Raw genomic sequence first — 15,349 nt, 5'->3', positions numbered from 1 at the left:
CGGCGCTTAGAATCAAGCGACTTTTCATCTGGGATCTTACGGCGGTCGCCAGCGTCGGTTTGATTATTGCATCGAGCTATCTCGTGGGTGGCACGGTAAGACGGAACTTGCGCCGTCGGTATCGCCGGACGTCCGACTCGATCTCAGCTTAGAAAGCGACGATTCGATCGCAAGCGAGAAGGCCGGAGGCTTTACTCGTGGGACCCTAGCTGCGCATTCCGGCATTAACGAACTCTGGATTCGTCCAGCTCGGAAAGCACATCATCGAAACACGGAAAGGCGTTGCAGTCCTGCGAAATAGAAGACCTGCGGTTATGGCTGGGCGCGTGTAGATGCGTATCTGACGGACGGAAGACTACTAGCATTAGTAGGTTTATTGTTGCCGGTTGTCGGGTACGTGAGTCGAGCGGTTCTGGGAGACATAAGTCGTGCGAAAGGCCCGAGACGCGCGGCACGTTCCGGTTGCTACAGGTCGTGTAAGCGTACTCGTTCATTAAATGGCTTGCGGAGGAAATAACGATGGATGGAGTGATTGGCGAGCCACGTAATATGCAGGCTTTCGAAGCTCTAGAATCAAACGTCCGCTCGTACTCACGCTTGTTTCCGGCTATTTTCAGTCGGGCGCGCGGCTCCATCATGTTGACGGAGAGTGGTCGAAAGGTCATTGACTTCCTCTCCGGTGCTGGAGCGCTGAACTACGGTCACAATAATCACCAGATCAAAGCTGCTATTGCGGAGTATCTAGCTTCGGACGCCGTAGTCCACGGGCTTGATATGGCCACTCCTGCAAAGCTCGAGTTTATGGAGACTTTCAGCTCTGTCATACTTCGGAAACGGGGTCTCCAATACAGGTTCCAATTCACGGGACCAACAGGTGCCGACGCGATTGAGGCAGCTTTAAAGCTCTCGCGCAAAGTCACAGGACGGAAAAATATCATTTCGTTCACGCGTGGATATCACGGCCTAAGTTTAGGGGCGGTCGCTGCGAGCGGTAATCGTTTTCTTCGCACAGCGAGCGGCGTTTCTTTATCTGGCGCAACTTTCATGCCCTATGACGGCTATCTTGGCCCAGCTGTTGATACGGCTGAATATCTACGAAAAGCATTGCTCGATAAGAGCAGTGGCATCGATTCTCCAGCTGCCATTCTCGTCGAAGCTGTGCAGGGAGAGGGTGGCATAAACGTAGCGAGCAAGGAATGGTTGCAGTCAATTCAGGCCATAGCAAAAGATGCTGGCGCGCTTTTCATAGTTGACGATGTCCAGATGGGTTGTGGTCGCACAGGAGAGTTCTTTAGCTTCGAGTTCGCATCGTTGTCGCCAGACATCGTCGTAATGTCGAAATCGCTAAGCGGGTACGGTCTGCCACTATCTATGTTGTTGATCAAAGAGGGGCTCGACGCCTGGCAACCGGGAGAACACACTAGCACCTTTCGAGGAAATAACCTGGCGCTGGTGGCTGCAACTGCAGCTTTAGATATTTATTGGCGCTGCCAGAACTTCTCACAGGGTGTTCAGCGCATGGGAGAATTTATGCGGAGACGACTTGAAGCCATTGCATCGAAGCATGGAAACAGTTTTGCTGTTCGAGGACGGGGGATGGCCTTGGGGTTTGATTGCCAAGTGGCTGAAATTGCGGAGGTTACGACACGCAAGGCCTTTGACAAGGGGTTAATTATCGAACGATGCGGACCTGATGATCAAGTCGTAAAATTTTTGCCTGCACTCACCGTAGATCATGAGACACTCAATGATGGCCTTCAGATATTTGAGGCGTCTTTGGCCGAAGCACTGAAATAGTATAGGGCCACGGCAACCGGAGGTAGAGTTCGGGCAAGGGTTGCATAGTACGCCGGCAACCAGCGGAGCTTATCGGGGTTGTTCAGCCATCAACCGATGCGGTGATCTGCGCGGTAGAGTCGTGGGATCTGATAACCGAGGGTAGAGCGCGGGTGGTTTTTACGTCAGCTGCCCACCGCGCGAGGGCCACGCGGCGGCAGTTTAGGGTACAGAAGACCAGAGACCTTTCAGAGCAGAATAGGATCCCGTCCAGAGTTCGTCCCGCAAGCGGCCCTGCAAACCCTCGCAGCGCCGTTCCGGCTTGCGAGACGACCCGGTGCGCCTCGGTCACGTACCGCGCAATGGGCGGTATCGGTTGGAAGGCAGCGGTCAGGAGCCGAGCATGTACGCGTGTGCGTGAGGTCTATCTGGCGGTTTGAGGAGAGAAAAATGTATCCCAATCTTAACTCACGATCGAAGGCACTCTATGACCGTGCTGTCGCGAGTCTTCCTGGCGGAAATACCCGGACCACTGTATTTATGAAGCCATATCCCATCTACGCGGCTCGCGGCGAAGGCTGTCGCGTTTGGGACGTAGACGGGAATGAGCTCATCGACTGTATCAACAATTATACTGCGCTCATTCATGGTCACGCTCATCCTCATCTTATCGCTGCTGCGTCGAAGCAGATGGCGTTGGGTTCAGCATTCGGCTTACCGACCGAGTCTGAGATTGATTTGGCGGAGCTCCTGGTCTCTCGGCTGCCATCAGTAGACCAAGTCCGATTTACAAATTCAGGTACTGAGGCCGTCATGATGGCCTTGAAGGCAGGCCGAGCCTTTACTGGACGCCCGAAGATGGCGAAGTGCGAAGGATCCTACCACGGCTCATATGATTATGCTGAAGTGAGTCTTGACCCGGGTCCAGAGTACTGGAGTGATAATGCTCCTCCGGTCTCAGTCGCATATGCCAAAGGCACTCCTGCAAACGTGTTGTCTGACGTGGTCACGATCCCGTTCAACGACGTCGACGGCGCTGTCAGCCTGATTAGGCAGCATAGGCATGAACTGGCCGCTGTTCTGGTCGATCCTTTGCCGAATCGCGCAGGACTGGCGCCGGTTGATAAAGAGTATTTGCTAGCGTTACGCGAGGTGACGTGCGAAATTGGAGCGTTGCTGATCCTGGACGAGATAATGTCTTTCCGCGTCGGCTATCATGGTGCTCAAGGGCTGTGGAGAATCGATCCCGACCTCACCACCATTGGCAAAATTATTGGTGGTGGATTCCCAATAGGAGCGGTCGGGGGGCGCAGGGAGGTTATGTCAGTATTTGATCCTTCGCACGGCAAGCCTGCTCTTCCGCATGGCGGAACCTTCTCCGCCAATCCTGTAGCGATGCGCGCCGGGCTTACCGCGATGGAGCTGCTGGACGAAGCTGCATACGATCGTCTAAACGGGATGGGGGCAACGGTTCGGGACGAGATCAACGAATTGTTTCGTCGCTACAAAGTATGTGCCAGCGCTATCGGACTGGGTTCCTTGGTTAAGATTAACTTTTCCGACCGCCACGTCCGCGACTATAGATCCGCCTATTTGGCGCCCGAACAGAGTGCGAGATTGGCGGCCTTCAATATCGAACTGCTGAATCGTGGCGTCTTGTCCGCGGGGAACGGGCTGATGGCCATGTCGACGCCGATGACGGACACGGAGGTAAAGGCGATTGCAGCCGCGGCGATGGAAGCAATCCTAGGCATTGCTGCCGCTTAACAATATTCAAAACACCGCGCGATCTGCCAGATCTGACGGGCAGTTTTGGGCGTTTGTGATGTCACACGTGAATGACATGCTGGGGCTACGCATTGCAGCCGCGTCGTGCCCATTCACAGGGACGATGGTCGGACGGAGGCCTATCGAATGCAACATACCTTACTCCTTGAACCAACCACGGGCGAACTGCGGTTCTTCTCGACAATGATTGCTCGTCTGCAGCACGCTATGCAATGGAAGCAACATCGTGACCGCATATGCGGAGAAGCCTCATGGCCGAGCATGCCCGGACGTGCCTGGCCATGACAATCGTAAACGACTACGCAGACAACAAAGGGGATCGTGTCGTGACGAAGACCTCATTCGATCTTACCGGGCAAGTCGCGGTCATCACAGGTTCGAGTCGCGGCATCGGACGCGCGTCGGCCGAACTCTTAGCCCAACTGGGCGCGCAGGTCGTGATCTCGAGCCGCAAGGCCGGCCCTTGTCAGGAGGTTGCGGACGGCATCCGCAAAGCCGGCGGAGAAGCACATGTCATTCCCTGCAACATCTCCCGACGGAACGAGGTCGAGGCGCTGATTGCAGGAGCGACAGAGCACTACGGCAAAGTCGATATCCTGGTTTGCAACGCCGCTGTGAACCCCTATTACGGAGCATTGCTCGACATCACGAACGAAGCCTTTGATAAGATCATGGGGGCAAACGTCAAGAGCAACCTCTGGCTCTGTGCGCTCACGATCCCGCAGATGGCCGCGCGCGGCAAGGGTTCGGTCGTCATGGTTTCCTCGACCGGCGGGTTGCGCGGCTCAACCGTCATTGGCGCCTACGGCATCTCCAAAGCCGCCGATATCGCGATGTGCCGCAGTCTCGCCGGCGAATGGAGCCCGAAAGGTGTGCGTGTCAATTGCGTCGCGCCGGGGCTGATCAAAACTGACTTCGCTCGTACGTTCTGGGAGGACGAAGAGTGCCTCAAGCGCCTCTGCGCCAGAACGCCATTGCGGAGGATCGGCGAACCGGACGAGATCGCCGGCGCTGTCGCCTATCTCGCCTCGGATGCGTCGACTTTCATGACGGGGCAGACGATCATAGTCGACGGTGGTGTCACCACCGCAGCGATATAGCTATCTACGACTCGCTCTCCCGTCCGACCGGGTCGATTATCGAGAGAATTGATGGTGACCTTCCCCTCCGAGTTCGCCGCGCTGTTGGATTTGCTGCGCCGGCCGGTGGAAACGACGGGAGCTGGCGCGGAGCCCTCGGCATAGCGCAGCGCCAGATCGCGATGGGGGGTGGGAGGTCACGCGAAATCGCACGGGGTTCTCCGTCCGAGTTGCGAGTGTCGTCGTATAGCATTGTAATCGGCCCGCCAGCATCCGATGGCAATGCGAACCTGTGCCAGTGACGTGAGCAACGTCTCATTCAGGAGTTCGTCCCTCAAGCGCCTCAAGCTTCCGGCGACATCATCTTCCTCAAGCCGCACCCTCCATCACCCCGCTACTGCTCAATAACCTGTGTCTCCATGAATGCTCATTTGTAGAACACGGTTCACCTCAAATGTCGAAGCACTATTCCTCACCAAAGTAGGTAGTGTCTCGATTTTTGTTACTTTATTAGTTTCCGCATAGGGCTATGACGCAGCTCATCCCGATAAGACAAGGTGCAGCAGTGACAAGTGTAATTAATCTGTTACAGGTCTCACGCTTTCTTCAGGTATATGACGCCGCGGCCGCTCAAAGAGGCATCAAACTTTCGCTAGGATTCGATTTTCATAAGTATGTCTCGATTGCACGGGCCACTCCAACAAAGGAACGGACATATCCAAATTTTCGACCAGATCGCTCGCCGATCAAAGCAGGCGAGGGATATTGGATCATGGGGGTCGACAAGAATAACGAGGTCGCACTTTTAAAGGCTGTTCGATTGTACGACCTTTCGCACAGCAGCTTTGCCGAACACCTTCAGTCGCTGAAGGCGTTTTACGCTGATCCGACCAAACATGCACATCCTCAAGACAGTTGTACTTGCACAGCACCAAGCGCGAAGACGATGACCGGGAAAGTAGTCTACGAGGGGGATCTTTGGGTGCGTAGAGACTTTAGAGGACAGGGCCTGCCCAAGATCGTGGCTGGAATAGGGCGCGGCGTGAATTTTGCCATGTGGGCTCCCGACTTCGTATGTGCGCTTGTACCGCGCTGGCGATTGAGTGGCATCTTCGAACTGGCGCATCATGAACCCGGCGGGTCGATACTACAGCTGGTGGAAGAGAATATTGTGGACGACGATTGGCTTGTTTGGGTAACCGGCGAGGAGTTGAGGGGCCTTGTTGAAAGCCACTTGAAAGTGAATTGATTATTTCCTCGTGACTTTCGCCGGCTGACTGGAGGACACTTAGGCTTGGTTCGCAGCCGCGCAACTGCTGGCCGTAGTAGGAGTTGATGGACTAGCGGTTAGCGCTTCCAGCGAGACCGTATGCAGCCGCGGCGAAGGGTCGCTGATTGTCGCCGATCGGCACAGCACAGCAGCTCTGCTTACATAAATCTGACAGAAAGGGAGATCGAATTCGACGAACTACTTTGCGCCGGATTCCGCAGGTTGGTCTCTCTTCGTCAATACGGGACGAAGCCGTCCTGTTTGCGGTCAATGGCTCTACAGGCCACTATTAGACGTTCAAGAATCGCCAGCTCAAGCGCGCTTATCGGCCGCGTATAAAGTTGGATGGCTTCCAGTTCTATTCGCTCCGGCTGTGGGGTTTGCCCGGACGGGCGGTGATAGCGACGGGAGCTGGCGCGGAGCCGTCGGCATAGCGCAGCGCCAGATCCCAGCGCGGATGGCAGGTCAACGCGAACTCGGACGGGGTTCTCCAGCCGATCGGCGGGTGTGGTCGTATATGACTGTAATCGGCCTGCCAGAATCCGAGGGCAATGCGAACCTGAGGAGTGACGTGAACAACGTCTCGTTCAGGAGTTCGTCCCTCAAGCGCCCATTGATGGGGAAGACGGCCCCGCTCCTTGGCCCCGGCGAATACTGGTGATGCACGGACCCGTAACAGGAGCTATTTCCCTATGGAAGTCGCGACAACTGGATTGGACGACATTTCGAAGCACGTGTTTCACATCCCATGCAGTTGACAGCCAAGGCCAAGTGACCAATCGCCAGCGCCTCCGGCGAGGCGAGATCATGTCCTTCTTCTCCTCGCTTGCACCGTGCTTGGTCGGCATCGAGGCCTGCGCCACCGCTGAGCGCGCGAGATTCGGCGGTTAGGACACGATGTGAGATGGATTCCGCCAGCCTATGTAAACCCTACGTGCGGCGAGGAGCCAAAAAACGACGCCGCTGACGCAGCCGCGATTGCGAAGCGGTTACCCGTCCCTGTATGCGGTTCGTTGCAATCAAGAGCGTCGAGAATCAAGGCTTCTTGATGATTCATCGCGCGAGAGGGGCTTGCTGGTCCGCCAGAGAACCATGGGCGCCGATAGCCGAAACGACGACGTTCCTGGGCGATTGCACGCATGCGCTGGCGAAGGCCGGCTTCGTCCGCCCGGGTCGTTTTGGTATCCAATGGTCATGCGGCAGCAGCCGATGGCTGTACACGCCCGCCGTTCGCTCATCCCGAAGGCGCCTCGGAGATGGGCGACAGCTTCCGCTTGGTCGCGGGCGTCACCATTTCTTTCCCAACAGGTCCTTCACGGCCGCGTTGTCCAGCATGGCGTCGGCCAAGAGCCGCTTCAGCCTGTGTTCTCGTCCTCCAGGGTCTTCAGCCGCTGGCCTCCGATACTTCCATTCCACCGAACTTCGCCTTCCATTTGTAGATGCTGGCGTCGCTGATGCCATGCTTGCGGCACAGATCGGCAACCGACACGCCGGCCTCATGCTCCTTCAAAATCCCGATGATCTGCTCTTCCGAAAAGCGGCTGCACATTTCATGCTCTGGTCCTTGTGTGGGCCAGAGCAAACTTCAAACTGGATTGACCCGTGGGCAAGGTCAAGCAGGTTGTTCGCGAGCCAGAACTCCTCGAGGGTTCGTCTTGCAAGCATAGCCGATTGCTTCAGGGGTCGGAGAGCTCGGCAAAACCGATAAATTATGAACTCGCAGTTGGCCGCCGTTTTCGAAAGTAAGATAGTTGTGAAATTCGTTAGGCTGATCAACGACCCTACTCCTAGCATAGTGAACTAATCGGTTGTGCCGTCGTGAAACAAGGATGCCTTGATAGTGTCTATGACCCGGGAGCCATGTCATAGTCGCGGATCCTGGAAAGGCCACCTCATGGTGGCCTCCGTATCCGATCCCTCCGCGAGATCTTCCCAATAGACCCGGCTCTCACCCACTCCCTGCGCCCAGTCGAGCACTTTCTGCCAGTTGACGAGCGCGTGAGTCTCTGAAGAGTTCGCGACGTGCATTGATTGCTCCCAGACTAGAGCCGCGCGGGATTGCGCGGCCGGTAAAATCGCCAGGCGCTGGCGGTGCCAAGTCTGGCTCGTCTGGTCGGAAGGGGCAAGAGCAACACGCGCTGCTCGGCGGGCCGCCCCTGGCGTCTTAAAAGCGCTAAGGAGGGATTGTGGTTGGAGCAGATTTGAGAGCGCAGCATTCTGTAGGGCCGTTGGCGAGAACAGATTGTCGGTGATGTTGCATGCCGAATTCCTTCCAGGTGACAGCGACTAGGCGACGCTAACGATACTGGCATGCTTCTCATTTAGTCAAACTACTAACATCGGGCGTTGAACGGGGACAAGTTGCGGTTCACTAGTAGATGGACCGGACTGCAGCGAGCCCCATAAGACGCAACACGTCCGATCGTGGCTGATGGAAGACGCAAAATCGCGCGCGGCCGCAGGGAGTGTCAGGAACTTGTGTGCAAGGGGTCTCTGTGACGGGTGAATTTGGTCTCCGAGCGGACCAGAACGTGGCATCGGCATGTGGGCAAATTTGCTTGGCCGCACCGAGCGGTCAAGTCCAGAAGCCGCGCAGCGGCGCGCCGGAGGTGCGGGACTTGACGGCGAGGGTGCGGACCAAGCAGACCACAAACACTGCCGTGATGCGGTCTGTCATCGCGTTGTTCGTGGAAAACGCTCGCCGAACTGGATGGCGAACTCGCTCATCGCGGGGGGCCATTCGACGGCGCGCCGCCAGCGCAGGCTGGCATTCTTGATCGCGAGATGGAGCAGCTTGAGCGCCCATCATCAGTGGGGAAGCTGCCGCGAGTTCTGATGATCTTGCGCAAGCTCCGATGCAACGCCTCCACCGCGTTGGTCGTGTAGATCATCTTGCGTCGGTTCGAAGCGAGCGGCCGCAGTGCGTGGTGACCCGATGCGCTGCCAATCCAAGAAGCAGGCGAGGATTTTGCCCTATCGCAGATTAAAGGCATCATGCATGCCTGTGGTCATGACATGCATCGCTCTGTCGCGCTCGGTACCGCACTCGCCTTGCACCGGTTGCGCGACAACTTCGTGGGCAGGATCCGCGTGTTCTTTCAACCGGCCGACGAGGCGGAGCCGCTCGGTGCGCGCACGGTACAAGACGAAAGATCTACTGGTGTCCCGAGTCACAAGTTCGCAATCGTTGATTCGCATTAGATTCGCGTCGCTGTGCCAGAGATGGCGGCTGCAACAGCGACGGAGGAACTGATGTCGCCCAGCGACTTGCGCCTCTGATATTGAGCGATGATGTTCGTGCTGAACTTCAGTCGCTGACGATGCGGCGAAAGACGACGCTGGCGCTGGCTCTGAGAGTCCGGATCGTGCTGACCTGCGCGAAAGGCAGTCAGAACAAGGAAGTGGCGGCCAAGCTAGGCCTGTAGCGAGGGATGGTAGGCAAGTGGCGGCGGCGCTTTGTGGAGCACCGTTTCGCCGGGCTGCACGACGAACCGCGTTCCGGGGTGCCGCGCACCGTTGACGATCCGGCATGGCGAACGGCAACGGCCTGTCAGTATCGACGTACAACGCATCTGGCGGACCTTCGGGCTCCAGGCGCGCCGGATGGAGACGTTCAAGCTCTCGACCGATCCGAACTTCGTGGCCAAGATGCGCGATGTCGTCGACCTTTACGTCTCACCGCCGGAGCATGCCATCGTTCTGTGTGGATGAGAAGTTTCAAATCCAGGCGCTGGACCGCAGTCAGCCGATGCTGCCGATGCGTCCCGGCCAGCCGGCCCGAAGGAGCTACGAACTACAAAAGGCGCGGTACCACATCACCGTCCGCCGCCCTCGACATTGCGACGGGACGGGTCATCTGCAAGTGCTACGGACGGCACCGTGCCGCACAGCGCGTAGCGGGTCCTAGGCAAAGAGATCGAATATCGGGTAGCGCAGGAGAATGGCATTCTACAATGTGGGGCAGGAAGTGCAGCTGTTCCGCTCGCGCAACGGCGCGATGACTGGTCGATCGCAATCCCAAAGATTGGACGGAGAGTTATCATTGGCCAACTTTGGTTAGACTACTTGCGCCAACCGCAATCCCTCGTCCTAGTCGGAGCCCGCTATGGAACAGTTAGGCGATGGGTTTTCACGTCGGCCTCTTCCGGGTGCGCGTCCGCCCGTTGATGACATGCCACATCGTGAGGCGCCGAAGTGGTGATCGCAAGCGCTTCCGATGCGAGCGCGTTTGAGCGGCAAGCAATTGCGATAAACTCCAAAATTGGGCGCGACAGGATCCCCAAGCACTACGCGTCTGGCGAAGCTTTTCAGTTTTCCAATTCTCATCGCAAAACGGTGAGGCGTGTGGCGGTATTGCCCGACGGCGGATGCGGGCCGGGCGAGATGACCGCCTAGTCCTGCGATCTTAATCAGATAGTGCGAGAGCGTTCTGCTATCTTTGTTTTCTCGTTAACGAGACGTCGACAGCGATTTTATCGCTGACGCGAGACCAACACATTGAGTTGACGCGCTAATCAGGACATTGGCGTACGGCGGAACTCATTGCACATCTTCTTACTTTGTTGGAATGAGGGGATGACGTTCGTGGGCAGCACGAGCATTATGCGCGTGCACCGCGTTACAGGTTGGCACCCGCGAACCATCTTCTACTCCTCAGATGCTTCTCGTGGCGTACGCAGCACCGACACGACGGACTCGACGTCTGGTTCGGCTTCGATGTTCAATACTGCCTGAATTACCTCGTTCGCCTGCGCTGTCGATAGCCCGCTCGTGCGGCGAAACTTTTCGGTAACGTGTTCGTCACCCCATGCCGTATCAGCCGACCAAGGATCGCCCAGCGCGAACTCCGTTTCAGCTTCAAGGCGCGTGCCATCCCGCATCATGATCGTTGCACGCGCCGGCATATTTCGTATCAGCCCTCGCACCATGTGCCTTGGATACGTATTTGCATGGTCCCAAGGCTCGATGTAGACTTTTTCCCGTAACGCCCTGACGACGGGGTTATTGTCCTGCGCCTCATCTAACCATTGGTTGGCGGACATGCCGAGCAGCACCATGGCTACAGCGTGCGGAATGCTATATTGACGCGCAACGAACGTACGCGGTGCGGGATTACAAAAGTGTGGATCACATATCAACAGGTTAGTGCCAATGACGACACGTTCAATTTGCTGAGGGTCAATGTTCGCGCGGGCGGCTGCCTTGATGAGCGCGGTGAGGGGCTGGTGTGTCCAACGACAGGTCGGCCATGGTTTGTATGTAATATCGGCGAGCATCCAGCGCGAGCCCAAGCCCCCGACCAGCGTATCCGGGTCGAAACGCTCTGTACCGCACATTCTGATCAGCCCGCGGTTGCCGTCGAAGATAGTAGAAATGCCGGTGGCGCCAAGCGCGGCTGACCGCGCCGCGAACACGCCTGCAAGTGCTGCCCAACCCGCATCGGCATATTTGCAGTCCGGCGCATCTAACATCTCGCCGTACTTAGATGTCGCCGGCACCGGAGTACTCGAACCAGCTATGCCAAGCGTTTGCCGAGCCAGAGTTTCGTCCTGACACTCGAGTTTGATCGCCGCACCTGTTGCCGCGAATACGACCGATGCGAAGACACTGTAAAGTTTCGGTTGGTCGCTTATACGTCCATCCTCGATGCTCATAGGCGGCCCGCATGCACTCGCCACGCGGCCGCCCAGTTCATATCCCGCGATCGCTGCCTGCAGAAATTCCGAGCCGGATGCCTTGCGTGCCTCCGCTAACGCGAGCGCCGTAACGACAGCGGCAATGCCGAAGTGGTGACCGACTGGGAAGGTCTCGTCGAGGTCCATACAGTTCGCGAGACGGCCGTTGGCATATAAGGCGCCCGCAAGGCTCGCGCGCTGTTTACGCCCGACAACGGACGCGATGTCGCCGTGTCCTAAAAAATCAGCCAGGCCGTAGGCGATCGGCGCGATACGCGTTTGCGTGGCCGCGAGCATGCAGCCGATCGTATCGAGAAGAAGACGGCGACCTTCTACCTTCACATTATCTGGCATCTCAGCTAATTCGAGATTTGAAGAAAATCGAGCAAGAGTGCCAGTCAAGTCGGCAGAGGTGTCTCTCATCGAACACTCCCGAGTGATGGTGCTGCACGAAGCGAGCCGGGTCTCAGGATTACAAGAACATTTGACAATTCGTGCGACCATCTCAACTGTTTTCATATTGCAGTCTGGTTTGCTACTTGCCAATCTTGGTAGTTGCTTTGGCCTTATTTGGTAGCCGCTTCTAGATCGTAGGGCCGATGCTTTTGGCTTGGCGATTGCGCTAAGGTCAGCCGAGCGCTGCATTCCGACGAAGCTCTCGTAACGGCAGCGGTTGAGTCCATGATGGCCCTTGAACATGCCGATGTCCCCTCACAGCCGGTACGCCATTTTGGAAATTCTGGAACCTGCGTTCTTCTCGCATTTGCGGGCGTGGCTTTTCATCGAGGCGGTTGGCATGCAGACCCGCTTGGCTCGTTCGTTCTTGGTGGCCACCTCGTTCTTATTTGAACAGAACGCCGCGGCGGCTGCCAACCTTGATATGCGCCAGGCAAGGCTTAATGCGTTTGGATGATCACTCGGAGACGATGATCTGCGCGATGAAGGCGCCAAGTATCAGATGCTCCAGTGTATGGACAGCGGCGATAGGCATATTCCGGGCGACAGTTCAGCAACACGCGGAATTGCGGGGATTAGGTCAAAGGCATTCAGACATCCCTATCGATTTCGTTATCATTGCTTGGAACAAAGCTGAGGACCTCCTTGGGCGGGCGGTTCTCGAATCACAGCGCGCGCAGATCCCGCGCCGACGGCTCATGCAATTAGCCGCGCCCCGGGCGGTGCCGCTCCTGTGAGGAACAAAGCCACTCTGGCCCAACGGATCGCGCGTGGGTTCCCAGATTACGAACGGCCGCCGCCAGACCGTGAGTGCTATGTGCGACGGTTCCATGATCTCGCGTTGTCTGCCTTGATGGTCCAGGACACCGTGTTCGCGGTCTCGAGGTTTCTGTTCAATCCGGTTGCAAAATCCTTCGCTCAGCAGTTCAACGATGTTGATACCAATCACTTTTTCATGCGCGTTTTCTTCGATCGTCTCGAGATGCGAAATCAGAGACGAAATCGCCCCATCGATTGAGCAGCTCGCCTAGCGGCTCGTCGTGACACTCACTCTGCGGCAGAGTTCGCGAAGGTGTGACGCTGCTGGTTTCGAAATTCGATCATTGTCGCACTGATTTGCCTTATCGCCGGCGCACCAGCGAACTGCAAATGAGCGGTGACGGCGATTATTTCCAACCACAGCCGCGATCATCTGGAGCTATGGGCGAAAGTTTGTGACGGCATGAAAGGGGAAGACGGCGTATCGTGGGGGGTGCTTAACGTCTCCACTTCTCCACCGAAGGTGATACTCCGTGACCGAGACTAATGTTTTCGAATTTCCCAGCCAGACACTTTTGTCGATCCACTCACCGAGGTACTGCGCGACGGTGCGCGAGCGGCGTTGACGCAGCTGGTCGGGGCCGAAATTGCACCCTTGCCGGGCATGCATGGCCAACAAGCTGACCGAGGGTGGTCGCCAGCGGCTGGTGCGCCTCGGCCATCGTCCCGAGCGCTATATCATGACCGGCATCGGTCCGGCAGCCGTGCGCTGCCCAAGACTGGCACCGCGTCGGCGAATGTTCTGAGCACATCTGCTTTTCGTCGCCAATTCTGTCGCCCTATGGCACACTGCTCGATGAGCCTCGATGACCCGCGGTCAGTGCTGCTGGGCGCACAAAACCGCCATAGTGCTGAAGAAGCTACCGAAGAGGCTGCAACGGAAAGCCAAGCGGCGCTGCAGGAGATCTGGCTGGCCGAGATCAAGAAGGATGCGCTGGCTGCATTCGACGCCTTTGTTGAACCCTGGGGTGTCAAATACGACAAGGCGATCGAAAGAGGGTGTCAGGAAGGATGTGTAAGTAGGTTTCTAAGGACCTGACGGGAGAGAACGGGCTGTTCAAACAGCTGAAGAAGGCCCGATCGAGCGGGCGCTGGGCGCCGAACTGAGCTCGCATCTGGGCTACGAGAAGGGCGACCCGGCCGGCTGCGGCACCGGTAACAGCCGCACGGGATGAGCTCAAAGACGATCCTCACGGATGACGGTGAGATCGAGATTGCGGTGCCGCACGATCGTGCGAGGGTGTCAGAAAGAATGTGTACGAGGAGACTCACATGACGAACGAGACGACGATTACACCTGAACTACTGGATCAACTGCTTGCTAACTATGAGAAGCCCGAGGACCTCACAGGCGCGAACGGGCTTTTCAAGCAGCTGAAGAAGGCGCTGATTGAGCGGGCGCTTGGCGCGGAGCTGAGCGATCATCTTGGCTACGAGAAGGGGGACCCGCCGGCCGCGGCAGCGGCAACAGCCGTAACGGCGCCAGCGCGAAAACGATCCTGACCGAGGACGGCGAGATCGACATCGCCGTGCCGCGCGACCGGGCCGGCAGCTTCGAGCCGCAATTGATCGCCAAGGACCAGACCCGTTTCGACGGCTTCGACGACAAAATCCTGAGCCTCTACGCGCGCGGCATAACGGTGCGCGAGATCCAGGGGCATTTATCTGAACTTTATGGGGCCGAGGTCTCGCCGGACTTGATCAGCCGGGTGACCGACGCGGTTCTCGACGAAGTCCGGGAATGGCAAAGCCGCCCGCTCGACCCGGTCTATCCGGTGGTGTTTTTCGACGCGCTGCGGGTCAAGATTCGCGATGAAGGCATGGTCAAGAACAAGGCCATCTATGTCGCGCTGGCGCTCAATCCGGACGGCGAGAGGGAGGTTCTGGGCCTGTGGATCGAGCAGACCGAAGGCGCCAAATTCTGGCTCAAGGTCATCAACGACCTGAAGACGCGTGGCGTCAACGATATCCTGATCCCGGTGGTCGATGGGCTCAAGGGCTTTCCCGAGGCGATCGCCTCGGTCTATCCGCAGACCTTGGTGCAGACCTGCATCGTGCATCTGATCCGCAACAGCGTAAGCGCCAAGCTGATGCCGTTCAGGCTTTGAAGTTCCAGGGCATGAGCGCATCGATCTGAGTGATCGGCCAGCCCTGCGCGATCCGGTCGAGGGTTTGTGTGAGCCAGGCATGCGGGTCGACGTCGTTCATCTTCGCGGTTTGCAGAAGCGTGGCAATGGTCGCCCAGGTTCGGCCGCCGCCATGCGACCCGGCGAAGAGCGCATTTTTCCTCGTAATTGTCTGCGGCCTTATTGCCCGCTCGACGATGTTCGAATCGATCTCGATGCGAGCGTCGGTCAGGAAGCGCTCGAGAGCCGCACGCCTCGATAGAGCATAGCGGATCGCCTCAGCGAGCTTGGATTTGCCGGATAGGCGCGGCAGTTCTCTTTCCCACAAGTCGAAGAGGGTCGAGACGATAGGCGTCGACC

General features: G+C 57.4%; 10 protein-coding genes and 5 pseudogenes. 10 read left to right on the top strand and 5 right to left on the bottom strand.

The annotated features are described in order from the left end of the window. Nucleotides 1-549: 549 nt before the first annotated feature. The 3 genes from ectB to J6524_RS34955 all read left to right on the top strand — a co-directional run bounded on the left by ectB (nt 550) and on the right by J6524_RS34955 (nt 4,664). Nucleotides 550-1,797: a diaminobutyrate--2-oxoglutarate transaminase gene (gene ectB / locus J6524_RS34965; RefSeq protein WP_225678469.1), complete on the top strand. Its 1,248-nt coding sequence runs from the start codon at nt 550-552 to the stop codon at nt 1,795-1,797. Between the two features lie 429 nt (nt 1,798-2,226). Beyond that, nucleotides 2,227-3,543 carry an aspartate aminotransferase family protein gene (locus tag J6524_RS34960; protein ID WP_225678448.1) on the top strand — a complete coding sequence of 439 codons (1,317 nt, stop codon included), beginning with the start codon at nt 2,227-2,229 and terminating at the stop codon, nt 3,541-3,543. Nucleotides 3,544-3,890: 347 nt separating this feature from the next. Then, the gene (locus J6524_RS34955) at nt 3,891-4,664 is read left to right on the top strand and encodes an SDR family NAD(P)-dependent oxidoreductase (RefSeq protein WP_225678468.1); all 774 of its coding nucleotides are present in this window, start codon (nt 3,891-3,893) and stop codon (nt 4,662-4,664) included. Between the two features lie 107 nt (nt 4,665-4,771). Here J6524_RS34955 and J6524_RS34950 read toward each other — a convergent pair. Continuing rightward, nucleotides 4,772-4,984 (bottom strand): annotated as a pseudogene (locus J6524_RS34950) (integrase core domain-containing protein); the annotation flags it as partial. Nucleotides 4,985-5,172: 188 nt separating this feature from the next. Between J6524_RS34950 and J6524_RS34945 the strand changes: the two are divergent. Next, a complete protein-coding gene (locus J6524_RS34945; RefSeq protein WP_225678447.1) occupies nt 5,173-5,892 on the top strand; it encodes a hypothetical protein in 720 nt (239 codons plus the stop codon). A 379-nt stretch (nt 5,893-6,271) separates the two neighbouring features. On the opposite strand, the pseudogene J6524_RS38095 reads toward J6524_RS34945, so the two are convergent. After that, a pseudogene (locus tag J6524_RS38095) lies at nt 6,272-7,462 on the bottom strand (transposase). A gap of 1,124 nt (nt 7,463-8,586) precedes the next feature. Next, nucleotides 8,587-8,810: pseudogene (locus J6524_RS34930) on the bottom strand (transposase); the annotation flags it as partial. Nucleotides 8,811-8,907: 97 nt separating this feature from the next. On the opposite strand from J6524_RS34930, the gene J6524_RS34925 reads away from it, so the two are divergent. Together J6524_RS34925 and J6524_RS38240 are read left to right on the top strand one after the other, a co-directional pair. Then, nucleotides 8,908-9,114: a M20/M25/M40 family metallo-hydrolase gene (locus J6524_RS34925; protein WP_249789770.1), complete on the top strand. Its 207-nt coding sequence runs from the start codon at nt 8,908-8,910 to the stop codon at nt 9,112-9,114. Nucleotides 9,115-9,519: 405 nt separating this feature from the next. Continuing rightward, nucleotides 9,520-9,803, top strand: a pseudogene (locus J6524_RS38240) (IS630 family transposase); the annotation flags it as partial. Nucleotides 9,804-10,559: 756 nt separating this feature from the next. Here J6524_RS38240 and J6524_RS34920 read toward each other — a convergent pair. Next, nucleotides 10,560-12,011 carry an MmgE/PrpD family protein gene (locus J6524_RS34920; RefSeq protein WP_225678446.1) on the bottom strand — a complete coding sequence of 484 codons (1,452 nt, stop codon included), beginning with the start codon at nt 12,009-12,011 and terminating at the stop codon, nt 10,560-10,562. 268 nt (nt 12,012-12,279) lie between these two features. On the opposite strand from J6524_RS34920, the gene J6524_RS34915 reads away from it, so the two are divergent. The 4 genes and pseudogenes from J6524_RS34915 to J6524_RS34895 form a co-directional block, all read left to right on the top strand. Next, nucleotides 12,280-12,501, top strand: coding sequence for a hypothetical protein (locus J6524_RS34915; protein WP_225678445.1), 222 nt, complete (start codon nt 12,280-12,282; stop codon nt 12,499-12,501). A 970-nt stretch (nt 12,502-13,471) separates the two neighbouring features. After that, a complete protein-coding gene (locus J6524_RS34910) occupies nt 13,472-13,609 on the top strand; it encodes a hypothetical protein (RefSeq protein ID WP_225678444.1) in 138 nt (45 codons plus the stop codon). A gap of 50 nt (nt 13,610-13,659) precedes the next feature. Next, nucleotides 13,660-13,902 carry a hypothetical protein gene (locus J6524_RS34905; RefSeq protein WP_225678443.1) on the top strand — a complete coding sequence of 81 codons (243 nt, stop codon included), beginning with the start codon at nt 13,660-13,662 and terminating at the stop codon, nt 13,900-13,902. 233 nt (nt 13,903-14,135) lie between these two features. After that, nucleotides 14,136-14,941 (top strand): annotated as a pseudogene (locus J6524_RS34895) (IS256 family transposase); the annotation flags it as partial. A gap of 19 nt (nt 14,942-14,960) precedes the next feature. On the opposite strand, the gene J6524_RS34890 reads toward J6524_RS34895, so the two are convergent. Continuing rightward, nucleotides 14,961-15,349, bottom strand: a 389-nt coding sequence (locus J6524_RS34890; protein ID WP_225678442.1) for an IS66 family transposase, incomplete at its 5' end; no start/stop codon positions are given.

Origin of the sequence: Bradyrhizobium hereditatis, assembly GCF_020329435.1 — a bacterium.
Classification (GTDB): Bacteria; Pseudomonadota; Alphaproteobacteria; order Rhizobiales; family Xanthobacteraceae; genus Bradyrhizobium; species Bradyrhizobium hereditatis.
This window is presented reverse-complemented; position numbering and strand designations above follow the sequence as displayed.